This window comes from Nocardia sp. NPDC050408 (assembly GCF_044458905.1).
In the GTDB taxonomy this organism is placed as follows: domain Bacteria; phylum Actinomycetota; class Actinomycetes; order Mycobacteriales; family Mycobacteriaceae; genus Nocardia.
On record NZ_JBITIL010000002.1, the window covers coordinates 677,596 to 700,712 of the forward strand.

At 61.8% G+C, this 23,117-nt stretch carries 23 protein-coding genes and 1 pseudogene; 5 read left to right on the top strand and 19 right to left on the bottom strand.

The window, feature by feature from the left end; translation table 11 throughout:
* Window positions 1-30: 30 nt before the first annotated feature.
* From ACIBJI_RS07920 to ACIBJI_RS07930, 3 genes are all read right to left on the bottom strand, one after another.
* Window positions 31-534 (bottom strand): flavin reductase family protein, encoded by a 504-nt coding sequence (locus ACIBJI_RS07920; protein WP_397083450.1) that lies wholly within the window; start codon window positions 532-534, stop codon window positions 31-33.
* Window positions 535-727: 193 nt separating this feature from the next.
* Window positions 728-1,012: a hypothetical protein gene (locus tag ACIBJI_RS07925; RefSeq protein ID WP_397083452.1), complete on the bottom strand. Its 285-nt coding sequence runs from the start codon at window positions 1,010-1,012 to the stop codon at window positions 728-730.
* Window positions 1,013-1,057: 45 nt separating this feature from the next.
* Window positions 1,058-2,332 carry a hypothetical protein gene (locus ACIBJI_RS07930; RefSeq protein WP_397083454.1) on the bottom strand — a complete coding sequence of 425 codons (1,275 nt, stop codon included), beginning with the start codon at window positions 2,330-2,332 and terminating at the stop codon, window positions 1,058-1,060.
* 406 nt (window positions 2,333-2,738) lie between these two features.
* Between ACIBJI_RS07930 and ACIBJI_RS07935 the strand changes: the two genes are divergently transcribed.
* Window positions 2,739-3,578: a crotonase/enoyl-CoA hydratase family protein gene (locus ACIBJI_RS07935; RefSeq protein ID WP_397083456.1), complete on the top strand. Its 840-nt coding sequence runs from the start codon at window positions 2,739-2,741 to the stop codon at window positions 3,576-3,578.
* Between the two features lie 179 nt (window positions 3,579-3,757).
* Here ACIBJI_RS07935 and ACIBJI_RS07940 read toward each other — a convergent pair whose 3' ends face one another.
* The 8 genes from ACIBJI_RS07940 to ACIBJI_RS07975 all read right to left on the bottom strand — a co-directional run bounded on the left by ACIBJI_RS07940 (window position 3,758) and on the right by ACIBJI_RS07975 (window position 9,047).
* On the bottom strand, window positions 3,758-4,954 hold the full coding sequence (locus tag ACIBJI_RS07940; RefSeq protein WP_397083458.1) for a LuxR C-terminal-related transcriptional regulator: 1,197 nt from the start codon (window positions 4,952-4,954) through the stop codon (window positions 3,758-3,760).
* Window positions 4,955-5,037: 83 nt separating this feature from the next.
* Complete coding sequence (locus tag ACIBJI_RS07945) at window positions 5,038-5,562, bottom strand: hypothetical protein (RefSeq protein WP_397083460.1); 525 nt, start codon at window positions 5,560-5,562, stop codon at window positions 5,038-5,040.
* Between the two features lie 45 nt (window positions 5,563-5,607).
* Window positions 5,608-6,270 (bottom strand): hypothetical protein, encoded by a 663-nt coding sequence (locus ACIBJI_RS07950; RefSeq protein WP_397083462.1) that lies wholly within the window; start codon window positions 6,268-6,270, stop codon window positions 5,608-5,610.
* Entirely contained in the window at window positions 6,267-6,953 is a 687-nt protein-coding gene (locus ACIBJI_RS07955; protein WP_397083464.1) for a hypothetical protein, read from the bottom strand. The genes ACIBJI_RS07950 and ACIBJI_RS07955 overlap by 4 nt, the downstream gene beginning before the upstream one ends.
* Before the next feature lie 36 nt (window positions 6,954-6,989).
* On the bottom strand, window positions 6,990-7,523 hold the full coding sequence (locus ACIBJI_RS07960) for a hypothetical protein (RefSeq protein WP_397083466.1): 534 nt from the start codon (window positions 7,521-7,523) through the stop codon (window positions 6,990-6,992).
* A 5-nt stretch (window positions 7,524-7,528) separates the two neighbouring features.
* Window positions 7,529-8,104 carry a hypothetical protein gene (locus ACIBJI_RS07965; RefSeq protein WP_397083468.1) on the bottom strand — a complete coding sequence of 192 codons (576 nt, stop codon included), beginning with the start codon at window positions 8,102-8,104 and terminating at the stop codon, window positions 7,529-7,531.
* The gene (locus ACIBJI_RS07970; RefSeq protein ID WP_397083470.1) at window positions 8,101-8,556 is read right to left on the bottom strand and encodes a hypothetical protein; all 456 of its coding nucleotides are present in this window, start codon (window positions 8,554-8,556) and stop codon (window positions 8,101-8,103) included. The genes ACIBJI_RS07965 and ACIBJI_RS07970 overlap by 4 nt, the downstream gene beginning before the upstream one ends.
* Before the next feature lie 62 nt (window positions 8,557-8,618).
* Window positions 8,619-9,047: a hypothetical protein gene (locus ACIBJI_RS07975; protein ID WP_397083472.1), complete on the bottom strand. Its 429-nt coding sequence runs from the start codon at window positions 9,045-9,047 to the stop codon at window positions 8,619-8,621.
* 729 nt (window positions 9,048-9,776) lie between these two features.
* On the opposite strand from ACIBJI_RS07975, the gene ACIBJI_RS07980 reads away from it, so the two are divergent.
* Entirely contained in the window at window positions 9,777-10,154 is a 378-nt protein-coding gene (locus ACIBJI_RS07980; RefSeq protein WP_397083474.1) for a transposase family protein, read from the top strand.
* 1,283 nt (window positions 10,155-11,437) lie between these two features.
* Here the strand turns inward: ACIBJI_RS07980 and ACIBJI_RS07985 are convergent.
* Window positions 11,438-11,959 (bottom strand): annotated as a pseudogene (locus ACIBJI_RS07985) (transposase); the annotation flags it as partial.
* A 161-nt stretch (window positions 11,960-12,120) separates the two neighbouring features.
* On the opposite strand from ACIBJI_RS07985, the gene ACIBJI_RS07990 reads away from it, so the two are divergent.
* Genes ACIBJI_RS07990 through ACIBJI_RS08000 form a run of 3 tightly spaced genes read left to right on the top strand, consistent with a single transcriptional unit; the run spans window position 12,121 to window position 15,240 of the window.
* Entirely contained in the window at window positions 12,121-12,864 is a 744-nt protein-coding gene (locus tag ACIBJI_RS07990) for an SDR family oxidoreductase (RefSeq protein ID WP_364342104.1), read from the top strand.
* Entirely contained in the window at window positions 12,861-13,925 is a 1,065-nt protein-coding gene (locus ACIBJI_RS07995) for a phosphotransferase family protein (protein WP_364342107.1), read from the top strand. The genes ACIBJI_RS07990 and ACIBJI_RS07995 overlap by 4 nt, the downstream gene beginning before the upstream one ends.
* Window positions 13,926-13,950: 25 nt before the next feature.
* Window positions 13,951-15,240, top strand: coding sequence for an acyl-CoA dehydrogenase family protein (locus ACIBJI_RS08000; protein ID WP_364342110.1), 1,290 nt, complete (start codon window positions 13,951-13,953; stop codon window positions 15,238-15,240).
* Between the two features lie 297 nt (window positions 15,241-15,537).
* On the opposite strand, the gene ACIBJI_RS08005 is transcribed toward ACIBJI_RS08000, so the two are convergent.
* From ACIBJI_RS08005 to ACIBJI_RS08035, 7 genes are all read right to left on the bottom strand, one after another.
* Entirely contained in the window at window positions 15,538-16,071 is a 534-nt protein-coding gene (locus ACIBJI_RS08005; RefSeq protein ID WP_397083477.1) for a TetR/AcrR family transcriptional regulator, read from the bottom strand.
* A gap of 421 nt (window positions 16,072-16,492) precedes the next feature.
* A complete protein-coding gene (locus tag ACIBJI_RS08010) occupies window positions 16,493-17,551 on the bottom strand; it encodes a zinc-binding dehydrogenase (protein WP_364342116.1) in 1,059 nt (352 codons plus the stop codon).
* Window positions 17,552-17,712: 161 nt separating this feature from the next.
* Window positions 17,713-18,942: an FAD-dependent oxidoreductase gene (locus ACIBJI_RS08015; protein WP_364342119.1), complete on the bottom strand. Its 1,230-nt coding sequence runs from the start codon at window positions 18,940-18,942 to the stop codon at window positions 17,713-17,715.
* Between the two features lie 2 nt (window positions 18,943-18,944).
* Window positions 18,945-19,139, bottom strand: coding sequence for a ferredoxin (locus ACIBJI_RS08020; RefSeq protein ID WP_327098883.1), 195 nt, complete (start codon window positions 19,137-19,139; stop codon window positions 18,945-18,947).
* Window positions 19,140-19,152: 13 nt separating this feature from the next.
* The gene (locus ACIBJI_RS08025; protein ID WP_396958865.1) at window positions 19,153-20,049 is read right to left on the bottom strand and encodes an SDR family NAD(P)-dependent oxidoreductase; all 897 of its coding nucleotides are present in this window, start codon (window positions 20,047-20,049) and stop codon (window positions 19,153-19,155) included.
* On the bottom strand, window positions 20,046-21,470 hold the full coding sequence (locus ACIBJI_RS08030) for an aldehyde dehydrogenase family protein (protein ID WP_396958866.1): 1,425 nt from the start codon (window positions 21,468-21,470) through the stop codon (window positions 20,046-20,048). The genes ACIBJI_RS08025 and ACIBJI_RS08030 overlap by 4 nt, the downstream gene beginning before the upstream one ends.
* Window positions 21,446-22,720 (bottom strand): cytochrome P450, encoded by a 1,275-nt coding sequence (locus ACIBJI_RS08035; protein ID WP_364342130.1) that lies wholly within the window; start codon window positions 22,718-22,720, stop codon window positions 21,446-21,448. The genes ACIBJI_RS08030 and ACIBJI_RS08035 overlap by 25 nt, the downstream gene beginning before the upstream one ends.
* Window positions 22,721-23,117: the final 397 nt, after the last annotated feature.

The following is a 23,117-nucleotide window of genomic DNA, read 5'->3' on the forward strand; positions in this document are numbered from 1 at the left end:
ATGGCACATTGTTTGTGGATCATTCATCGCTCATACTCCCGACAGAGGAGCAAGGGTGGAGAATTCCGCATCGCAATAGAGAAGCGGGCTTCCCGGAAACCCCAGGCGCACCTCGTCAATGAGTCCGATGACGACACAGTGGGTCCCGTGCTCGGTGACGCGATCTAGCCTGCAGTTGAAAGACACGAGGCTGTCCCCCAACGCGGGCACACCTCCGGACAACTCGACCCAGCTTCCCTGGGAGAATTTGTCCATTCCACGAGCACCATCCATTCCAGCGAATCGACGGGCAAGGGAGTGTTGCTCCTGCCGCAGCATATTCAGACAGAAGCTTCCACTGTCCTGAATCGCACCGGCCAGAAGCAGGTTTTTGTTAACGCAGCACAGCAGACTTGGTGGCGCGGCAGTCAGCGACGTGACTGCCGTTGCGGTGATGCCTACAGGCCCCGTGGCGCTGCGGGCGGAGATAATACTGACTCCTGCGGCAAGTCGCCGCATACCTGCCTTGAACAGATCTTCATCGATTGCGGTCATGGACCTTTCCTTGCACTTCGCTATAAAGCGTAATCAATCTCTGCCGGCAACCACGCCGCTGACTGCCGATGTAACGTGCGCCAGCCGATAAGCTCTTGGCCGCAGAAGCTTCGGGGCGACACTCTCGGCGTCTGTAGTTGGACATAAATTCGAGCAAACCTCATGAAAACAGTCGGTCGTGGAATCCACAGATTCACGGTCCGAAGTACAACCGTTCGTTCGGTAGACGCGGCAGCGTATACATGTCCTCGTTTTCTAGAGGTAGTTCGATTGCAAACCAACGTTTCCGACTGCAATCGCCGACCAGATGGTGCACCGCCACGGCGCTGGCAACATAGTCAAACACGAAGCCGCCCAGCCAAATCCGCACATGCAGGTCGCCCAACCTCAGTTTTGTCGAGTCCGACGTAGAGTCGAACTCTGCCAACGAATCTAAGAGGCGATTGCCACCCCGTCGTTCAGCGGCGTTCTCCGCCACGGCGCCGCCACGGTCACATTGGACTACCATCCCGGTCACACACGACTACGCTGCTGAACGCCAAAGTCGCAGGCCGGCTGAATGCGGGTAAGCCATCGCGGTTCGAACACTCACGCGCATTAGCATGTCGGCCAGAAGCGGGATTTTGGTGGTCTCGATCCACCACAGGAAGTTGTGCCAACGGTACGGCCGCAGCGCATTCCTGATCGCAGTATCGGGATCGTTTCCGGTAACAATTGCCTGAGCCCCAACGACACCGCCGATAGCCGAGGAAACCATGCCGTCGGCGTAATAGCATGGTGCACCGCCCGAATACATCCGCTTAAGGTCCAGTGTGCCCGGCTGCGAGGGCGGAATCTTGCCCCACGGTGACGCAGGCACGAGGGCCTTGGCGAGGGTCTCCTCAGGATCGTCCATGGTGAGCCCCATCCCGGCAGCCACACCTTCAAGCTCCTCGACCATGATCCGGTGTTCACGTTCCTTGTCGAACCCGGAATCCGCATCGACGACGCGGGCGATGATGCCGTACCACGTGGAGCGAGGTGACTCCGGGTCGCTGAACGGCGTGATGTAGCCGACGTCGATTATGCCTTCACGGCGGATCAGTGGTGCAAAAGCGGTGGCCGCCTCCGCCGGCTCCTTCAGCGAGGACGGCATCAAAGGTGCCTGAACAGCCAGCACCAACTGTTTCGGTTTGCCCACCGTGGTACCGAGAAGGCTCGGGATGGTCGTTGCGTTGACCAGCAACGGCTTGTCACCAGCTGCGAAGCCGCGCAAATGGTCGCGGGAACTGACCTTCTCGTCGATGAACCTGACGGAACTGTCGGTCAGGAGCTCGCGAATGCCGCCAACGAGGCGACTGTTTCGCACCCCGTAGATGACCGGCTCTGAACGACCGTTACCACGGCTTCCGTGCCATGTGGCGCGATGAGTGAACCTGACCCCATCTCTCCCCCTCACCGCCATCGAAGCAGTCTGGCGATAGGCCACTGGAGTATTCCCTCGGCCGGCAATCACTTCGAGAAGGGTCGAGTGATCAATCCCAAGGGCATAGGAGATGAAGTCGGCGGCAAGTCCGCGAAGACTCACGCCATTGATCAGCCGCCTACTTTCAACCAATGGAGGAGCGACAATCGTCACCTTTCCCGCGAACTGCGGATGCTTGGCCAGTTGTGCAGCGAAAACCTGCGCTCCGATGCCATTCCCGGCAATAACCGCGGAGTCATACTCGCTGGGCGAGACCTTCGGCAGATGACGTCCTACGAACTGGTCGACGCAGTGGTCGCGGTATTGAGTCCTGTCGTCCAAGTTGAGCGTCACTGGTCGAACTCCTTCAGAATTTGAACTCTTGCGGCTGCCCGCAGAACCGGATGCGATGCTTCGTATCAGAACTATCAGCTGATGTGTCATGCGCCACTCGAACCGATAGGCCCATGCTCAAATGAATAGTGGCCCGCAGTCAAGAGCCTATTCGGCTCTTCACCCATTTGGAGCACTGGATTACCCCGATGTAGGTACTCGAATTCAGTGCATTATCACCCACGGCAATCGCCTACGGGGCCGCGTCCGAACCCCGAGAGAGGCGACTTTCGATGGAAGGCATCTACCCACTCCGAGCGAATCAAGTCATCATAAGAGGTAACACGGAAAAGATACCCATTCAAGTCGAAGACGTCGGTGTCATATTGCTTTCGGCTAGTACAGGAAGACTACATAGGAGCGTCGAGTGACTGGGGTAGATATCCGCAGCGACTGGAAGTCGTTCATCGTCGAGGTCAGTGACCACGTCGCCACGGTTATCATGAGCACCGAAAGGCGAGGAAACCTTCTAGGACCAACTTTCTGGCACGAATTGCCCCTTCTTTTCGAACAGCTCACCAACGACGACCGGGTACGTGCAATCATCCTCACTGCAGCCGGTCCACACTTCTCATACGGGATAGACCTCAATATGATGACGTCGATGTTTGGGCGTGCATTTCAGGATGGCGGACTAGCCGCAGACCGTCTGGCTTTTCATCGCAACATCACAATCGCCCAGCGAGCGGCCTCCACACTGGCAGAATGCCCCAAACCCGTCATCGCCGCCGTCCACGGATGGTGCATTGGAGCGGCGGTCGATCTCGTAGCCGGCGCCGATATGCGGTTCGCGTCAGCTGACGCAAACTTCAGCGTCAGGGAGGTGAAGGTCGGCATCGTCGCCGATCTGGGCTCTCTTCAACGCCTGCCGCAATTGATTGGGCAGGGACACACACGCGAGCTCGCAATGACAGGTGACGATGTGACTGCGGATCGCGCTAGCAGGTTAGGTCTCGTCAACCTCGTACTTTCCGATCACAATGACCTGCTCGATCACGCCTATCGAGTAGCCAAACGAATTGCCAGCAATCCCCCCCTGGCTGTTCAGGGCATCAAACATGTTTTGGATGTGGCCGAACGTGACGCCGTAACGAGGGGGCTGGGCTACGTGGCAACCTGGAATGCGGCCACACTGCCGTCTTACGACGTCAATGAGGCAATCTCAGCGGTAGTCGAAAAGCGTGCAGGAGAGTTCCACGGACATTAAACAACCCGGATCCTTTGTTCGCGCTAGGTGATCGGCCCCACAGGTGCCGTTCACCTAGCATTCGCCCGCAAAGTCATTGCTCGCACACGAGCTTCACTCGACAAGGAAGACACGGTCGCATCCTAGCGCAGCATTGGGGCGTTCATCGTCCCTGATCCGCGAGACTCAAATGCTTCCAGCTAGGGCCGGGCGATCGAGTATCGTAGATAAATGGCGGCGGCTTGCCCACGATTCGATGCACGTAACTTTCGTAAGATCCGCTTAACGTGCGTCTTCACAGTTCCTTCTGCAAGGACAAGTCTCTGAGCGATCTCTGCATTGGTGGCGCCGCTCGTCATAAGTTGCAGAACCTCTACTTCGCGCCGGCTTAGGCTTGAAATGAGCCGATTCGGTAGCTCGATGCCGTCGGGAGTGGCACCAACGCTGGGTACCGTGCCTGTTCGGTGCGTGAAGAGCGTCGGCGCTCCGGTAGCAATTTCAATTCCATCGTCAACCCGGTCGACAAGATCTCGCAGTGCTGAGCGCTGCCGACGCAGTTGGTCGATCGCGATTGATCTTTCCAACGCCCAGGCGAGCGATTCGGCGAACGTCGATGCCACATCACGGTCAACGCCATCGACTTGACGTTCGTTGAAGTATGCGTCGAGGTGTAGCGTGGCCACCACTTCGCCCATCACCACGATTGGAACAGCCACGTAACCAGGCGTACGGATCCGTTCGACGATCGGTTTGAAGGCATTCGGATCATGCAGTGTGTCGGTCATGAGCGCCGGTAACTTGCGGCGGAGCATCTCCGTCTCGAGGAGTCCTGGGCTCAGGTCGGCCGGCGTGTCGACGATAGACAGATGACAATCAGCCGCCCACTCGTCGTGACCGACGAAATGCGTTCCGGCGACGTGTAGATAGCCGCCTGAGACACGAAACACCATCGAGCGGCTGAGCCCGGTCGCCATACACGAAACGGCGACCGCACGCTGGAGCAGCTCGGCCGGCGGTAGGTCGGTCGAGAACAGCTCTGCCATCCGGTGGGGCGTGGACAGTACCCTGATCTGTGCCTCGACCGCGGCAAGTTGTATGTCAGCGTTAATGCGCTGGAGTCTGACTGCCAATTGGCCGGTCTCGCTCAGAGCGGCAGGTCCGAGGGAAACCGACTTGAGCCGTTCGAGAAGTTGAGTAACGACGAATTCGACGTACTCCAAAAGCTCGGTGGGTGCTCTGTCGTTAGCTGGTCGGCTCCAGACCGGGAGCTCGAGGTGTTCGGCCGCCTCGTTCAAAGCGGCCTTCAGGTCCGCCTCGAGGATCCCGGCATCTATCCGGCGGTCGACCTCGCTGAGTGAGTTCGGCGATGTTTCGGGAATTGCCAGCTCAATCGGCATAGGTCAGTACCTCCTCCGATGATCGGACGCGCCCCCTGACGCCTTCCCGACCATCTGCCTGCACCCCCAAGCGGCGCCACCGGTCACTTGCCGACCTTCGGCAGCAACAACGCTACGCGCAGTTTGGAGTCGATGGTAGAGCCAAGGACTTGAGTCTGATCGAGGAGCGCACTGAGTTGTTTCGCCTTTGCGTCGGTTGCTGTGAGCGTGGCAGCGATGTGCTCCACGGACGGCACCGCAGACGTTGCCGCATTGCTGGTGGAGGTACTGGAGGCTACAACCACACCCAGCGGTCCATCAGCCGACCCGAGTGCGGCTGCGAGTGTATTAAGGTTCGTCGCCATGGCCGCCAACGAGTTGTCGGCCCGGACCATCGACTGCGACACACCAACCACGGCGGGCAGCCCCTGAGTGACCGAGTCAACCGCTGCGGGTAGTTGCGCAGCGCCCTCAAGCGCTTTGTCGGTGGTCAGTTCAATCTTCTGACCCTCACCCACACCGCGTGCAAAGACATCGCGGGTCGCGTGCAGGTCGCGAGTGAGAATGAGGATCCCAGTCAGCGCCGCGATCGTGAATGCGAGCGCGACGGCCCACGATAGCCGAAACATCAGAGCACCACTTTCTGTCGGAGTTCGATTGCGCCTTGCGCGGCGTCATTTCGGCAATCCAGGTAGCGGTGGAGCCTCAAACCCCAACGGTGGGATGCCCAACTCGTTGACTGGTGGTCCGACAACTGCCAGCAGCGGACCAAATTCTCTGACATGCGCGGACTCTTCCTCGATTGTCGCCAGCGTCGAAGCAATCGAAGATGACTTCGGGCCCAATCCGCTCAGGCTGGATTGAACTGTCGACATGCTGTTGTTCAGCGCATCGAGCCGGTCGGCGAGAGTTGCAACGCCGCCGGATAGGGCATTGACCTGTGGAATGGCTTGCTGGACACGGCCGTTGACCTTGCCCACCAGGCCGGGCAATGGGGTGGCGGCTCCGGCGAGCCCGGTCGTAGTTGCGTTGAGTCGGCTGGCATCGCCAGGAAGATGGCCTGCAGCGTCGGTGAGACCTGCGAGATTGATCGACAACGAATTCAACACCTGTGCGCGCTGGGATAGCTCTGAATGCTTGGGAACCAGACGTGCAGTGATCTGGTCGAGCTGGTCTGCGGAGTGGATGACGTCCTGGCTGAGCTGCGATGGTCGCCCTAGCGGGTCACTTATATCGCTCCACCCCGGCACGAATCCATTCGCCACACACAAGACGACAGCGGGGGCAATCCCGGCGAGAGTGAAGACGCCGGCCAGAGCTCGTCCTTTGATGATCATCGCTGGCCTCCTGGCGCAGGAATCAACGCACCCTGCGCAGGCAGGGGCGCAAGCTTGTCAGTTGTCCGCTTCAATTCAGCATTGAGCTGGTCGACCAGATCGATTGCCCTGCCTAGGTCGGTATCGATCTGCGCGACCGTCGCATCCGCCGAGCCGGCGGTAGCGTTGATCTGTTGCGCGGCCCCAGCCAGCGCACCGGTGATGTCTCGAAGCTGGTGCGCGATGTCCACGTCACCGCTACCGGCTGCGACCAGATTTTTCGCGTCGGGCAGCATTACGGCAACGCGATCAGCGTTTTGAGCCGTAGCGCGATCCAAGTCACCCAGAACGCTCGCCAGCTCCGCCAGCTCCGCATGCGCCCTCTGCGGCGCGGTAAAGTCTGCTCGCTTGTCGAAGTAGTCATTGACTGTATGCAGGTTATTGACGATGTCTGTCGCACTGTCGCGCACTTCGCGCCCCTTGTGAATGGCTGTCACAACCAAAACGAGAAGCGCTGCGGCCATGATCGCTGAAACCCAGCCCAATGCTCGTGCTATTCGGGCGAACCCACCCTGCGGAGCTATCTCGACGTGGCGGAGCCGTCGGTTAGGAAAGGCTGAGGCCGGCACATCGATGCGCATTTGACTGCGGGCGCGCTGTCGCAAGGTCGGCACCGTCGCGAGGCTTTTCTGTCTGATGCTCATCTTCTTGATCCTGTTGATGGTTGATGCACTGGAGATTCACCCGGGAAGGGGCAGCATTTGGTTGATCGTCCGCGCGGCTGTGACCGCGTTCTGAAGGTCGGACACCAGTGCCTGCACGGTGATGAGAAGCTGTTTGCCTTGGTCTCCGAAGTGCTCAGTCGCTGCAGCAAGAGGCAGCACGGTGTCGTGGACCTGCACAAGGATCGACGAAATCGAGGTGAGTTGCTGGTTGGACAGCTGAGTGTTGCTAGCCGCGGAGGACAACAGGTCCGCAGCCGGTCTGATAGCCGCCTCGAGTTTGTCGAGAACCGGTGTCAACGCCGAGGTCGCTTGGAGCGCCCCTTTCGCCGACGCCGTGATATCGGTCAGCTGCTCGAGCTGACTAGTAAGCTTGTCATTGACCTGGACAACTGCCACCGAGTTGTGCAAGGTTTGGCGGTTGGCGTTGTACTGATTGTCGAGGCGGTGGTTGAGGCCGAACAGTACAAACAGCAACACCGCCAGCACACCCACCGCGACAAGGCTGAAAGCAGCGCGCGCCGGCCCACCGGGGCGTCCGAAGAAGTACACAGCGCTCACCTTCCCGACAAATCGTTGGCTGCGGCTCCAGCAGACATACTCGTCGCGTGCACGCGTGCAGCGGTATGTTGAACGTCAGTCAGTACGGCTCCGAGTGTCGCGCTGTTCTTTGCGACCCCGCCGTATGCGTCAGCGACAGGAGCGCTCAGCGAATCGACCCGATCAGCCAGTTCGTTTAGTGATCCGACGAGGGAATCGACTTCGCCTGCGGAATTCTGGAGCGCGGCGCGGATCTCGGTTCGTAGCTGACCCACAAGGGTTTCCAGCTCTTTGGCGACGGAGGCATCAGACTGTTTGACGTCAGCGACTGACTTGCTCATCCGGTCCAAGGCACCGAATGCGTCGACTGTCACCTTTTCGTGCTCGACGACGCGCGTCAAGGCCGGGTTATAGTTGTCGGCGGAGACTACGGCTCGATCAAGCCTGCTGGGCATCGCGATGAGATTGATGACCCGCGGTGCCAAATAGAAGGCAGTGAGCAGGACGGCAGCCAGCGCGACGCTTGCGCGAAGTGCTATGAGGCGTCCGGGCCTACTGACGGCCCGCTCGGCTGTAACGGATAGCTCGGTCATGATTCGATCACCGAAACCAATGCGAGCAACCGCAGAGTCGTGAACGGGTGGGTGATCAGCCCCTTGACCACCAAGCGGTGGGCGAGGATCTGCTTCAAGACCGTAATGCCCCGCTTGGTGAAAAAGCCTACGGGAAGCAGCCCACCTGCCAACATTCGAAGCTGAGAGACATCGAGAATCTGGTCGACGGTGGCGAACACTGTGACACGCGGTTTGCCGACTATTCCGTTGTAAACGGTAGCTCGGAATGCACCAAACATGATGGAGCACGACGTGTCGGTGTCCGTGCTGTAAATCGCCACGGCGTGACGCATCCGGCATGCGGTGGGTATACGCTGGGGCATGTTATGGAAATTCTGCTCAAGCAATGTGCCGACAATACTGGCCACGCCGTTGCTGTCGTCGCCGTCATACAGATTGACGGAGTATTTCAAGTTCTCTGTGCTGGTCAATTTTTCTCCTCCGATAACAGCTGCGGGACTACCGGACGGCAATGCCGCAGCCGCGACGATCGTCAAACATTCCAGTCGGTAGGAACCCGACCCCACGTGCGGAGGAACTCATCCAAGGCCTTAGCGTTCTGAATAGCCGCATTCATCGGCCCCTTCGCAAGCTTGATCTTTCCCGCCATCAGCAACTTCGAACCGGATTCACCTTGCTCGGCACACACACGCCAGGTGTCGACCTCTGCATTGAGCATCGCCCACAGGTCATCTTCCGGGAAACGTGCAGGAGCCCACGAGACGACCCTTCCTTCGCACCATTCCAGATGCACAGCGAAGCCCGGTCGGCTCGGCGTACCGAAATGCATGTAGTTCGTGAACGTGGCCGGTTCGTGCAGGCCAGCGTAGATCGTCGGGTTGCTGTTCACCGCATCGAGTGCCGCATGACACCACTCTTGTGAAAAGAATGCAAGAAGCTCGCTCATGACCGTCCATTTCATAATGTCTTCGATATCTGCGACAGTGCGCCTTCCGATGCCACAGTCGTCCGATCGCGCCGGAGCCAGCCGATGAAGAAAACCTTCTCGATAGCTCACAGCCGCCCGCAACAAGGACAAATTGTCAAGTCGACGAGTCAATCGGTAACGCGATACTTCCGCCAGGCTGCGTTACACCGCAACGAAATGAGCCTTTGTTAGCCCGCTCGGGGTACAGGAGTACCCCCGGCTTGGTACCGAAGGTATGGCTCGCATCACTCATCTGATTCACTATGAACTCAGGCACACTGCCGCAGCGTGGCGCGTTCACGGCCACCTTGCGCAATCCAGATGCCGCTTCCAGACCGTCATGTTCGAGGCACTCGACCAGTTCTGCCTGCCAACTCGACTGGAAGCCTGACGCCCCGTCAACCTCCACGCCCACGCCATCAGACAGCCAATCCGACATGGAACACGGAACACGGTCGGTCTACGTGTCTCCGCGATCGGACAGACCCAAAATCGGACCGATCAGTAGGGTTCCGAGAGTTGACTAGGTTGATTGGCGACCGGCGAAGGGGCTACGACGGTGGCGAATCAGGCCGCAGGTTGCCGCGGTTTTGTGTCGCGTTTCTCGCTGCTGTCGCTTCCGCCTGGAGACTGGATCTGGCACAGACTTCGTGATTGACCCGTTCGGGATGCGATGGGGCGGTTGATAGTTCAAGATGTCGCGGGTGTTCTGATCTTGAACTGATGGGGATCCTGTTTCCGCATCTGGATGGTCTGCGAATCGAGCTGATCCGCGCGGCGGGCTCAACAGTGCGGATCGAGGCCGCCACCGGCGGCGATCCCGTTGGCTGCCCCGAATGCGCGACGCTGTCAGGGCGTGTCCACAGCCGGTATCAGCGGCGGTTGTCGGATACCTCGATCACCGGCCGGGAGGTCATGATCAGGTTGCAGTTCCGCAGATTATTTTGCGACAACTCCGATTGCGGCAAAATAACTTTCGCTGAGCAAGTGCCTCAGCTGGCGGCGTCCAACTGCGCCATGCGCGGGTACAGCGTCGAGCACGAGTCCGCAGCCCGCGCCGCCGTGCAGGCCGCCCTACAGCGCCCAGGGCAGCGTGGGTGATATCTCCCGACCCACCGGGGCAATTCACCGGGCGGATTCATTCCCATTCGCGGGCCACAGTTCTCAACGAGACGGTCGCCCTGCCCGGTCGCGGGATCAGTTGTGCTGCTCCCCTCTGCCTACGGTCCACCGTGTTCAAAGAAGCTGCAGGTCAGCAGCGTACACAAGGTTGGGGATATGGGTCAGTTCCCCCTCCGGACACAGACACTACGTCACGTCACCCGTTCTACCTGCGGTTATGCAGAAAGGATCAGGTGACAGCTTCGAGCCGAATCAGTGCATAACCGCAGGTGGGGAACTCTGTGGGGGTTCAATTCGGGTTCAGCTGAGAGAATCCTGAGAAACCGACACGTCGGCCAGGGGAATCATGGACAGTCATATCACGGAAGTCGTTCCGGCTCTGGGGAAGTCGGTTGCGGCCTTCACAATCTGGGATACGGCGGTCCCGCTCGCTACGCCGATCAGAAGGGGGCTTTATGCGGAACGCTCGACCGTCCCTGGTCGACGCTCACACGCCGGTCGCATGACAGGCGAGATCAACGGAACTCAGCGTCGTCGTCCCGCACCGATCAGGTCAGCGCGTCCGTCGAGGCATCTGCAATCATATCGACGGACGCATTGCGTGGTATCTGCTCAAACGCCTCAACCGCCGCCTCGAGGAACTCGGCGTATCGGCGTGCCCAATCCCGAGCGCCGACGTTGTACGAGTGTGCTGCGGCAACGCTCGCGCCACCCATGGCGGCTCTGTTCCGAAGCCGAAGGAGTTCGGTCCACGTTTTCTCGAGAGAGTAGGGAGTGCCTGGCCACAACTCTCCCCCACCGATGCTTCCCACTAGCCGTTTCAGGTCGTGCGCGATGCGAATCATGGTCTCCGCCGGCTCGGACTCGATCGTCCGCAGGACCGAGGAACCGCTATACGAGAAGTCTTTCAACGCACTCCGACCTCCGACTCGCTTGGAATTCTAGGAACTCAGCCGCCGGAATCCTGCCTACCGCCGCCACCTGGGGCGCGACCTGGATGATGCGCAAGCGTTCCGGGCCGGTTGTTTGGGCGTCAGGGGGCTCCGAATCGGGGATGTTGGAGGCTTGCGAGTCGAGTTCAAGGGACTCCACCAGGAGTGGTGGTGTGTCCGCAGGAACTGCGGAGACGTCGCGGGCGAAGTCCTGGGCTTGGCGCTCCATCTCGGCCTCGGCGCCAAAGGCTGCGACCCTCAGTCTCTGCACCTACGCCAGCATGGCGCGTGCTGATGAGGAATTGTCAAACCCTGTGGATTCGGTGAGTTTCAGGCGACCTCCGTTCCGGTGGTGTCGGCCGCGTCGGCTGTCGACGCTGGTGTGATGTCGCGGGGGCGTTCGAGCAGCTTGCCCTTGTGGAAGAGCGCGCCGGCACGGACGAGGGCGACGAGTTCGGGTGCGTTGACCTTGCGCCAGCGGGTTTGGGCGGAATCGATCAGCTTGTAGGCCATAGCGATTCCCGCCGCCCGCGAGCCCGGCCCCTTGGTGACCTTGGTCCGAAGACGAACGGACGCGAAGGTCGATTCGATGGGGTTTGTGGTGCGCAGATGGATCCAGTGCTCAGCCGGGTATCGGTAGAACTCGAGCAGCACATCGAGGTCGTCGACGATCTTCGCGACGGCTTTGGGATATTTTGCGCCGTAGTCGATTTCGAACGCTTTCACCGCCAGTTGCCTCTTGTCGATGTCCTCGGCCATGTAGATATCCTTCATGGCCGCGACCGCCCCGGGGACGGTGGTCGAACTGCCCGATGTCGAAATAGTCGCGACGATGGACGCCTCGACAATGAACTTCTCCGGCTATAATATAGTGGGCGCTCAGTTTAATAACTGGAAACGCGGCAGGACGCCAGACAGGAAGGGTTCCCTACCGGGACGCCGAACCGATGACGATCCTGACGCCGGAACCGTGCCGGCCCGGACGCTAGTTAGACGAAATCAACGAGGTCACAATGGAATTCGATGGCAAGGTAGTTGTCATCACCGGAGGCAGTCGAGGGTTGGGCCAAGAGATGGCCAAGGCCTTCGGCGCCGAGGGCGCCCGCGTTGTGGTGACGAGTCGAAAGCTCGCCGACTGCGAGGTGGTGGCGAAAGCCGTCGAAGCGCTGCATGGGCGCCGGGCACTGGCCGTGGCGTGCAATGTCAGTGACTGGGCACAGTGTGACACCCTGATCGACAGCGTGTACCAGGAATTCGGTCGGGTCGATGTGCTGGTGAACAACGCCGGACTGTCGCCGCTGTACCCGTCAGTCGATCAGGTCACCGAGGCGTACTTCGACAAGGTGATCGGCGTGAACCTGAAAGGTCCCTTCCGGTTGGCATCGGTTATCGGTGCACGGATGGCGGAGAGGGGCGGTGGCTCGATCGTCAACATCTCCTCGATCGAGGCGATACGCCCGGATCCCAATGCGATTCCTTACGCGGCCGCCAAAGCCGCGCTGAACAACCTCACCGAAGGCTTGGCACAGACGTTCGGGCCGACCGGCGTCCGAGTCAACGCGATCCAGTGCGGGCCCTTCCTCACCGACATCTCCCAGGCGTGGACCGACGAAATGCGGGTGCAGTTCGACAGCCAGGCGGCGCTGCGCCGCTGTGGAAAGCCTGACGAGATCATTGGAGCGGCATTGTATCTCGCAAGCGAAAAGGCATCGTTCTGCACAGGTGCCGTACTTCGGCTCGACGGCGGGGTCCGATGAGCAGCGTCTGCGCGACCGCGAGCTTCGGGATTCCCGGGGTCGAGTTGTCCGCACTCGCCGGCTGGATGGATGCCAATGGCCTTGGGCGCGGGCCATTGACCGACATACGCGCCATCGGGGGCGGCACTCAGAACATCATGCTGCGATTCACCCGCAGCGCACGGGAATTCGTACTGCGCCGAGGCCCGCTACATCCGCGCGCGACGACCAATGACAACCTGCGCCGGGAGATGCGGCTGCTGGCGGCGTTGGCCGACACCGTCGTGCCACATGCCCGGCTGATCGCCGGGTGCCTCGACGAATCAGTGCTGGGCGAGTCGGTGTTCTACCTCATGGAGCCGCTGGCCGGTTTCAACGCAGCGGTCGAGTTGCCCGTACTGCACGCCTCGGACGCGGGCGTTCGCTATCGGATGGGACTCGCGGCCGTCGACGCGCTGGCCACGCTGAGTGCGGTCGACTACAAGGCGGTGGGGCTGGCCGATTTCGGGCACCCCGAGGGCTTTCTCGAACGTCAGGTACCGCGCTGGCTGCGCGAACTCGAGTCCTATGCACAGCTGGACAATTACGACGGACACGGCCTGCCCGTCGAGTCGGTGGCCGAGTGGCTTACTCGCAACCGGCCGTCCAGCGGCCCGATCGGGATCATGCACGGCGACTACCACCTCGCCAATATCATGTTCGCGCCCGATGGGCCGCATGTGGCGGCGATTGTGGACTGGGAGATGTGCACGATCGGCGATCCGATGCTGGATCTGGGCTGGCTGCTGGCGACTTGGCCGGAGCCGGATCAGCCGATCGACATCATCGGCTCTGCACTCACGGGCGCAGGCGGACTGCCGCCCGCGTCGGAACTCATACGACGTTACGGCGAACGCACGGGCCTCGATGTGTCGGCCGCAGACTGGTACGCCGTGCTGGCCTGTTTCAAACTCGGAATCATTCTGGAGGGCACCCATGCGCGGTCGTGCGCCGGGCTCGCCTCCGTCGATGTGGGGCAACGGCTGCACACCAATGCGGCGGCCCTGTTCACCCGAGCACACCACCTGATCGACCACAACTGATCGTATTCACGAATCGAGGACCGATATGGCATGGGATTTCTCCACTGACCCCGAGTTCCAGAAGAAACTGGACTGGATCCGGGATTTCATCCGCGCCGAAGTGCTTCCGCTCGAGACTCTGAGCCTGGATTGGGCACAGCTGCGCCGTGCCATCGCACCGCTGCAAGAGCAGGTGAGGCAGCAGGAGTTGTGGGCCGCGCACCTGGACCCGGAACTGGGCGGCCAGGGCTACGGCCAGGTCAAGCTCGGGTTGATGCACGAGATCATCGGCTCCAGCTGGGTGGCACCGCTGGTGTTCGGCAATCAGGCGCCGGATTCCGGCAACAGCGAAATCCTCGCCGCCGCAGGCACTTCTGAACAGAAGGCACAGTACCTGGAACCGCTGCTAGCCGGCGAGAAATACTCGGCCTTCGCGTTGACCGAGCCCGGCCACGCGGGTTCTGACCCGACTCGCCTGTCTACCACGGCCTTGCGCGACGGCGACGACTGGATCATCAACGGCCACAAGTGGTTCGTCTCCAACGCCTCGACGGCGGATTTCATCATCGTCGTCGCCGTGACCGACCGGGAGGCCGAAAAGCACCAGCGCGCATCACAATTCATAGTTCCGATCGGCACGTGCGGGGTACGGATCGTGCGCGACCTGGCTACCATGGAACATCCGATCATCCAGCCGAACCACTACCCCTCGCACGCCGAGGTGCTGTTCGACAATGTCCGGGTACCGGCCACCGCGCTGCTCGGCGGCATCGGTGACGGCTTCCGCATCGCCCAGAAACGGCTGGGGCCAGGCCGCATCCACCACTGCATGCGGTGGATCGGGCAGGCCAAGCGGGCCTTCGACATGATGTGCGAACGCGCCGCCTCGCGCGAACTCCACGATGGTGTGCTGGCAGACAAGCAGACCGTCCGCAACTGGATCGCCGATTCGGCTGCCGAGATCCAGGCCGCGCGCCTGATGACGTTGAACGCGGCATGGATGATCGACCAGCACGGTACCGCGGCCGCCCGCAAGGAGATCGCGTACATCAAGTACTACGGGGCGAAGGTGCTACACGACGTCATCGATCGCGCGATCCAGGCACACGGCTCACTCGGCTACTCCGCCGACTTGCCTCTGGAAGGGATGTACCGGTCGGCGCGCGCGGCGCGCTTCTACGATGGCCCTGACGAGGTACACCGGGACAGCGTCGCCAAGCTGATCCTGCGCAACTACACGCCTCCGACGACAGCCATTCCCACCGAGCACGTACCCACTCGTCGGGCCGCGGCCCAGCAACGGTTCGCGGAACTGCTCACCGCCACCGCCGGCTGAGCGCTCAGGCCGAAGAATCGGCAAACGAGTAGCTATGCGGCCCCAGGCGTGATGATCACGCACGCGAACCTGAACGCGCTCTGCCTGTCACGCATCAGTGCTTTGTCCTGCCGACGCGCCGATGTGGTCTCGGTCGCGATACCGCTGTTCCACTCTGGTGGCATCGGATCAGCGGTCTCACGGCTGTTCTTCGGCGGTTCGACGGTGAAGCTCGGCTCCGTGGGCGTGGCGACCTCCGCAGTCGAGGTGCGGGTCGCACCAGGCCCGCCGCAGCTGCTGGCTTGGCGAACCGCAGTCCTAGCGACCCAGGCCGTCGATGACCATCGCCTGGAACTCCCCCACGATCTCATCGATGCGCTGACCGCGGCCGGGCCGGTACCATTGCGCGACCGAATTCATCATTCCCAGTAGGCCATTGGCCACGATGCGGTTGGCGCGTGTGAGCTCGCCGGCGCGATATCCCTGTTCGAGCACACCTTCCCAGCAATCCTGGACTTCTTGCCGCAGCGCCTGCAGCTGCCGCATGTGCTCCGCGCTGAGGGCGTCCGCGTCGCGCATCTGAACAAGCACTTCACGCTGATGCCGCACGATGATGCGGACGTGAGCGTCGATGAGCTGGCCAAGCTTCTCGACCGGGGTGGCTTCTGCGGCGACGACCCGCTGCGCCCCCGCCAGCGCCTTCATGGTGTAGCGTCGCAGGATCTCCCACAACAGCTCTTCCTTGCACTTGATGTGGTAGTACAGCGCACCGGGCTGCAGGTTGGTCCGGTTCCCGATCTCGGCGACACTCGTGGCGTGATAGCCCACCGTGGAGAACAGCTCGATCGCCACCTCGAGGATCCGCTCCCGCGTCGCCTCGGTACTGCTGGCCAGACTGCCCCGCGGTCGGCCACGACGTCGAGGACCGCCGCTAGTCGACTGATCAGGTGCACTCACGAGTACACAGTCTAGGTGGCTCGTTTCGAACGGGCCTTTTCGACGATCACGCGGCCTGGTCGGTGCAGGTTCGGCTGGTCTTGGTGATCGTTGTCGCTGATCGGTTGTGTCCTGTTGTGCCCTTTGTTGTTTGGGCGTCGGTCACGAACTGTGGCCGGGTATGCCTCAGGCGCAGGCCGGCGTGCAGCCGTTGCTGGTGTGGCCGATCCCGAGCATGCGAGACGTGCGAGATTGACCGCGGCGGTCAGTAGAGCGAAATCGGCGCTGATCTTGGCTCGCCGCGGACGCAGGCGCGGCGTACGAAACCAAAACCGGGTCAGCGGTTCGGGTCGAGCACGATCTTGCTGACGTCCTGGTCGCGCGACGCGTAGAGAGTGTAGGCCTCGGGCCCCTGACTCATCGGCATCCGGTGCGAGACAACGTCACCCGGCCGGATTCGGCCGCTGCTCGTCAATCTGAGGAGCACGGGTAACTCCGCTTGCACGGAGCACAGTCCGATGGCGAATTCCAGCTCCTTCACTTGGGCGTACTGCATCGGAAACGGCAGTGCAGGACTCTGATTGACGCCGATGACGCTGACTCGGCCACGGACCCGGACCAGCTTGACCGCCAGCACGATGGTCTCATCGGAGCCGACGGCGTCGATGACGGCATCGAGGCCGGTTCGGCCGACGATCAACCGTACTTCGTCGCGAACGTGCTCACCCGCTGCGAGTGCGGTGGCGCCCATGGCCTGCGCCCGACTGCGACGCGACTCCACGGGGTCTATGCCGATGACGTTCGCCGCACCCATCGCGAAGGCGCACTGGACACTCATGAGCCCGACGGGCCCAAGGCCGATAACGACGACGTTGTCACCGGGAGCGATCCGGGCGCGCCGACATCCGTACCACGCCGTCGGTGCGTTGTCCGTCAGCACGATCGCGGCTTCGTCGCTCACGTCATCGGGCACGGCGACGAGGTTGCGGGCGGCATGGGGCACGAGCACCTGCTGGGCTTGCGTGCCCTGGAGCTTCGGACCTATTCCGTAGCACGATTCGCTCCAATGCCCCGACTTTGTTAGGCAGGCGGCCACCCGACCGGCGCTACACTCGTCGCACGTCGCACAGCCGACGGAAGCAGGGATGAGCACCCGGGTTCCGACAGCCAGATCTCCCGAGTCCCGACCGGCTCGACTGATGATGCCGAGCGCCTCGTGGCCAACCGTGTAGCCGATGGCGTCGCTGAATCCGTGACCGTTCCAGATGTGCAGGTCGCTGCCGCAGATCCCCGCCGCAACAACGTCGACAATCGCCTGATGCGGCTCGATGATGGATGGTTCGGGGGCGTCGGCGAAGGCGATGTCCCGAGGGCCACGGTAGACAAGAGCCTTCACGGAGTGCCGCCGTCCAGTCCGAGCATCGCCAGGCTGCCAGCAGTCGCTGCGTCCGTGGGCAGGACGAAAGCAGCCGCGTATAGCTTTCCACCCAATTTCTTACTCCGAGTTCTTCTGAAAGTCGGTGCTATCAATCACGATTGGTTGAGCAGGGCGTCCGGCTACGACACCGCGACTCGGGCACGCGTCGCGGCGAATTCGAGTGCTGCCGACCAACTGGCGCGCTCGGCTATCAAACGGCGGTATTTCATGATCTCGCGCGGTTCGTTCATGGTCAGCACTCCGGCCAGGCGTTCGCCACTGCGGTACAGCGCCACGAATCGGCCGTCGTTCACGTCGCCACAGACGACGCGCACTTCGCCCTCATCCGGCACGCCGACGAACTGGATGCGACTGTCGTACCAGTCGGACCAGAAATATGGCACCGTCGTGTACGCCGAGAGGGGATGCTCGCCGAGCGCGTTCCGCGCCGCGATTGCTCCCTGTTCCGCAGCACTCGTCCAGTGTTCGAGCCGCATCTCGCGGCCGAAGAGGCTGTTGCGCCAACGCGCGACATCGCCGGCCGCATAGACGTCGGGCACCGAAGTCCGCAGATACTCATCGCAGATCACACCGTTGTCGACGCGAACGCCTGAGCCGGCCAGCCAGTCGGTGGCGGGTGTGGCCCCGATTCCGATCACAACCAGGTCCGCGTCCAGGACGGTGCCGTCCGCCAGCCGGACCCGCTCTACCGAGCCTTGTCCATCGATCGCGGAAACGCCTACACCGCAACGCAACTCAACACCATTGCGGGTGTGCAGGGAGCTACACGCCGGACCCATCCGCTCACCCACCGCCCGCACCAGCGGCACCGGAAACGCCTCGACGATCGTGACATCGAGTCCCCGTTTGCGGGCCGCAGAGGCCACCTCCGAGCCGATGAAGCCGGCCCCGACGACCACGGTCCTGGCTCCGGCATCCAATGCCGACCGCACGGCGCGCGCGTCATCCAGAGTGCGCAGGGTGTGGACACCCGACAGTCCCTCGGTTCCGGGGAACGAACGCGCCGTAGCTCCCGTCGCGATGACCAATGCGCGATAGGGGTACTCGGAGTCGCCGACTTCGACGACTCTGCGCTCGGTACCGAGTCGCGTCGCCGGTGCTCCGAGGACGAGTTCGACGCCGAGCTCGCCCGCGAGCATCTGCTCGGTGCGAAAGTGCGTCTCTTCCGGTTCCGCGTTGTCCAGGAACGCTTTCGACAGTGGGGGCCGATCGTAGGGAAGATGCTTCTCGGCTCCGATCAGAGTGATCGGACCGGTATAGCCGCTCTTGCGCGCGCCCTCGACGGCCCGCAACCCGGCCAGCGAGGCTCCGACGACGACAAGCGGTGCTGTGGCGCGGGCTGGGCACACGGTCACTCCTCCACCAGCGTCAACGCTTCCGTCGGACAGCCCTCGCACGCCTTCTTGACATCGTCCAGCAGCCCGTCGGGGACGGTGTCGCTCAGCAGGACGAGCTCACCTTCGTCGTTCACTTCGAAAACAGTCGGTGCGAACGATTCGCAAATGCCCAGGCCGGTGCACTTCGTCCGGTCGAGTTCGATCTTCATGTCGTGCCTTACTTCAGGGGTTCTTCTGGGTTTCACCGGCATGTGCCGCAGTCAGCTCCGCGACGATCTCCAAGACGTCGTAGGACCTGTTGTCCCGCTCGGAGGATCGCAGCGCGGTGAACGCTTCGTCGACATCCGTTGCACGCGCGTCGAAGTACTGGCGCGCATTGACGTGCGTCGCGATCAGGAATCTCTCGGCTTCGACACCATCGAATGCCATGCCGGCCACCGCGGCCGCATCCATGCCGTGCGCCAACAGTGCACGTGCGAGCTCATTTTCCGGGATCGGCCCGCCGAGTTCGCGGGGCCGTTGCGCCCCCGAACGCCACAGTCCGGTCGAGACCAGCCCCGGAATCATGGTGCTGACGCCGACATGCGGCGGCATTTCACGCCGCAGGACATCGGCCAGGCCCAGCACGGCGTGCTTGGTGGCTGTGTAGAAACCATTGCCGGGAAAAGGAATTCCGATCGCGTGCTCGGAAGCGGTCACCAGCAGCCACCCTGGGGCGGCGGCGGCGACCATCCGGCGACCGAACGCGCGCAGCGTTGCCCAAGTGCCGGTGACATTCACCGACAGCGCCCAATTCAGATCCTCGGGTTTCGCGTCGAGCAGCGGTGCCGACGGAGTGTTGACACCCGCGTTGGCGCACACCAACCCCGGCGTGCCCAGTGTCCGCTCCACCTCGTCGGCGAGCCGCTCCACGGCCGTGACATCGGAGATGTCACACGCGAACGGGACCACCGGCACCCGGTATTCGGAAATCCTCTGCGCGGTGGCGTTGGCCGCGAAGGAATCGATATCGACGACTACTACTGCGGCGGCTTTGCGCACAACGGCTGCTTCGGCAAGCGCTGCCCCGATACCGCTACCAGCACCGGTGACGACGACGGTCCGTCCTTCGAACTTCACAGCTTCACCGCCACGAATTTGGTCTGTGTGTAGTGATGGAGGGCCTCCATGCCCTTCTCGCGCCCGTAGCCGCTGGACTTGTAGCCGCCGAACGGCCCTTCGACGAGACCGGCCTGCCATTCGTTGACGTAGACCTGCCCGGCCTCCAACTGCGCTGCGACCCGATGCGCTCGCGACAGGTCCTTCGTCCAGAGCCCAGCAGCGAGGCCGTATTGCGAGTCATTGGCGATCCGCACTGCGTCCTCCTCCGATGAGAAAGGAATCACGACGAGTACTGGGCCGAAGACCTCTTCGCGAGCGATCGTCATATCGTTCGTGACCCTGGTGTAGACGGTCGGTTGCACCAGCCACCCATCTCCGACCGCCGCGCCACCGTAGGCCAGCGTGGCCCCGTTCTGTTCGGCAACCCGGAAATAGGACAGCACCTTTTCGAACTGCGCCTCTGTGGTCATCGGACCGTAGGTCTGCCCGGGCTTGATCTGTTCGAGGCCGGTGACCAACGCTTCCACGAATCGGTCGTGGATCTCCTCCGCGACCAGCAGACGGGTTCCGGCACTGCAGATCTGGCCCGCGTTGAGAACGAAGGCGTTGATCGAGCCCTTGACCGCGGCCGCCAAATCCGCGTCGGCGAACACGATATTTGCGGACTTCCCGCCTAGTTCCAGGGTCAGAGGCAGAATCCGGTCGGCGGCGATGTGCGCGATCTCGCGCCCGGCGCGTACCGAACCCGTGAACGCGACCTTGCTGACCGACGTATGTTCGACAAGGGGTCGGCCGACATCCACGCCGGTTCCGGTGACCACATTGAGCACACCGGGTGGCAGGCCAGCGGCAGCTGCGATTCGAGCCAGTTCCAGCGTGGTCGCCGAGGTGAACTCCGACGGTTTGGCGACCACGACGTTGCCTGCGGCCAATGCGGGTGCGATCGCCCGCGCGGCCTGGTTCAGCGGCGCGTTCCACGGTGTGATCACGCCGACGACGCCGAACGGCTCACGCAGGGTATAGCCGTGCACCCCTGGGCCTAGATCGATGATCTCGCCTCCCGGCAGATTCGCCAGCCCAGCGTAGAAGTCGAAATAGGCTGCGACTCCTTCGATCTCGATGGGAGTCTGCCAATCCGGCTTGCCCGATTCGGCCGACTCGAGTTCGGCCAGGCGAGCTGATTCGTCGCGCAACCCCGCCGCGATCGCTGCCAGAATTCTGCCGCGCTCCCCCGGCTTGCGGAATCGCCAACCCGGTAGCGCCGCGGTTGCGGCCTCCGTCGCCGCATTCACATCCGCTTCGGTACCAGCGGCGATCTCGCACACCACCGCATCGGTGCCGGGGCGGGTCGATGTCAGGTGTTCACCCTTGACCGGCGCGGTGTCCACTCCGCCGATCCAGTGCCCGTACTTCTTCACAACGCCACCGGTGCCGGGCACGCGCCGTACTCGACAGGCATTTCCGTCAAGGCGTTGAACCAGATGCTGCGCAGACGGGTGACTGGGCCACTCACATGCACCTGCGGGCGGGCGGTCAGTAGTTCCTCCAGAATCGTCCGCATCTGCAACCGTGCCAGCGTAGTGCCCATGCAGTAGTGCGGTCCGGCACCGAAGGACAAATGCTGATCGGCATTGGGCCGCAGAATGTCGAACCGGTCCGGATCGGTGAACACCTCTTCATCCCGGTTCGCCGAAGCGTAGGACAGGTAAACCTTGTCGCCTTCCTCGATCCGAACACCGTGCAGCTCGAAATCACGAGTCGCGGTGCGCCGGAACTGCACCACCGGCGGCGAGAAACGCAGCGTCTCTTCAATAGCGTTCGGCAACCGCCCCGGCAGATCGTCCAAGAGCACCGCGCGCTGTTCGGGGAATTCGCTCAGCAGGCGGATTACGTGCGCGGTTGTGTTTCGGGTCGTTTCGTGACCGGCAATCGACAGGGTGAGGAAGAACATATTGATCTCGAAGTCGGTGAGCCGCTCGCCGTCGATATCCTTGTTGGCGTAATTGCTCAGCATGCTGCCGTCGGGATTCTTTCGCTTTTCCTCGACCAGTTGATGGCAGTACCCGAACAGCTCCATCGCAACCTGGAGTGCATCGGTGTCGGGGTCTTCGACCGCGGCGATGGCGTTGCCCCATTCGAAGAACTGCTTCCAATCGCTCTTGGGTACACCCATCAGTTCAGTCAGGGTCATCATGGGAAGTTCGGCGGCCACGGTGAAGACGAACTCGCCGTCATCGGCGTCACGAACGCGGTCGATGATCCGCTTGGCGTGGGATTTGATCATCGGTTCCAGCTTCGCGATGTTCTTGGGAGTGAACCCGGCCGACACCAGCTTGCGGTAAGCCGTGTGTTCCGGGTGATCCTTTCCCATCAAGCCGGTCCGTTGACCTTCCAAGGTGTGCGGACTGCCAGGCGGGGCATCTGGATTGGGGTCGTAGAGGACCGGGCCGCCCAACCAGGACGAGAACAACTCTGCATCTCGTGAGGCCATATTCACATCCTGGTACTTGGACAGCACCCAGAATCCGCGATTCATCGGCATGGCACCGCCGATCGGCTTATCCGGAGGCGGATTCCAATGCACCGGCGCCTCGCGGCGCAATGTCGCGAAGTACTCGTACGGAGGCATGCCCACCTCGAGTAGCTGGTCCGGGTCGGCGAGATTGACGTCGCCGGGCTTGAAAGTCATTTATCTTCCTCCGAATTTTTCTGCTTCATATTCCTGACGGAGTCGACTACGGCTGCTGTGAATTAGCCGAGGTTATTGCTCGGGCCATGCCCGCCCCTAGGGGAGCAATACCGGACATGTCGGAGAGACACCCGGTGCCGTGATCGCCGAATTTTGTCGCGAACCCGCCGTCGAGAGACTGCTAGCGAGACGTCGACGCGCGGTGTTCGGCGTACGCGTCGATCGCTTCCACCTCGCTGTGAGTCATGTCACCTAGCATGACTTCAAAAATTATTTTGTCAACCACTAATTTTTTTCTGCCACTGTTTCCCCAGCTCAAGTCGGTAAAGCCGATGCTGGCGCACACACCCGGGCACTGAACCGCTAGCAGCGGACCAGCGCACCGCAACAACGCGAC

Bases quoted from the DNA above. Each gene is read 5' to 3' on its own strand.
- ACIBJI_RS07950 (WP_397083462.1), bottom strand. From the start codon at position 6,270: ATGATCATCAAAGGACGAGCTCTGGCCGGCGTCTTCACTCTCGCCGGG.
- ACIBJI_RS07945 (WP_397083460.1), bottom strand. From the start codon at position 5,562: ATGTTTCGGCTATCGTGGGCCGTCGCGCTCGCATTCACGATCGCGGCG.
- ACIBJI_RS07995 (WP_364342107.1), top strand. From the start codon at position 12,861: ATGAGCAGCGTCTGCGCGACCGCGAGCTTCGGGATTCCCGGGGTCGAG.
- ACIBJI_RS07990 (WP_364342104.1), top strand. From the start codon at position 12,121: ATGGAATTCGATGGCAAGGTAGTTGTCATCACCGGAGGCAGTCGAGGG.
- ACIBJI_RS07975 (WP_397083472.1), bottom strand. From the start codon at position 9,047: ATGAAATGGACGGTCATGAGCGAGCTTCTTGCATTCTTTTCACAAGAG.
- ACIBJI_RS08035 (WP_364342130.1), bottom strand. From the start codon at position 22,720: ATGACTTTCAAGCCCGGCGACGTCAATCTCGCCGACCCGGACCAGCTA.
- ACIBJI_RS08000 (WP_364342110.1), top strand. From the start codon at position 13,951: ATGGCATGGGATTTCTCCACTGACCCCGAGTTCCAGAAGAAACTGGAC.
- ACIBJI_RS07955 (WP_397083464.1), bottom strand. From the start codon at position 6,953: ATGAGCATCAGACAGAAAAGCCTCGCGACGGTGCCGACCTTGCGACAG.
- ACIBJI_RS07980 (WP_397083474.1), top strand. From the start codon at position 9,777: ATGGGGATCCTGTTTCCGCATCTGGATGGTCTGCGAATCGAGCTGATC.
- ACIBJI_RS07940 (WP_397083458.1), bottom strand. From the start codon at position 4,954: ATGCCGATTGAGCTGGCAATTCCCGAAACATCGCCGAACTCACTCAGC.
- ACIBJI_RS07965 (WP_397083468.1), bottom strand. From the start codon at position 8,104: ATGACCGAGCTATCCGTTACAGCCGAGCGGGCCGTCAGTAGGCCCGGA.
- ACIBJI_RS07920 (WP_397083450.1), bottom strand. From the start codon at position 534: ATGACCGCAATCGATGAAGATCTGTTCAAGGCAGGTATGCGGCGACTT.
- ACIBJI_RS08020 (WP_327098883.1), bottom strand. From the start codon at position 19,139: ATGAAGATCGAACTCGACCGGACGAAGTGCACCGGCCTGGGCATTTGC.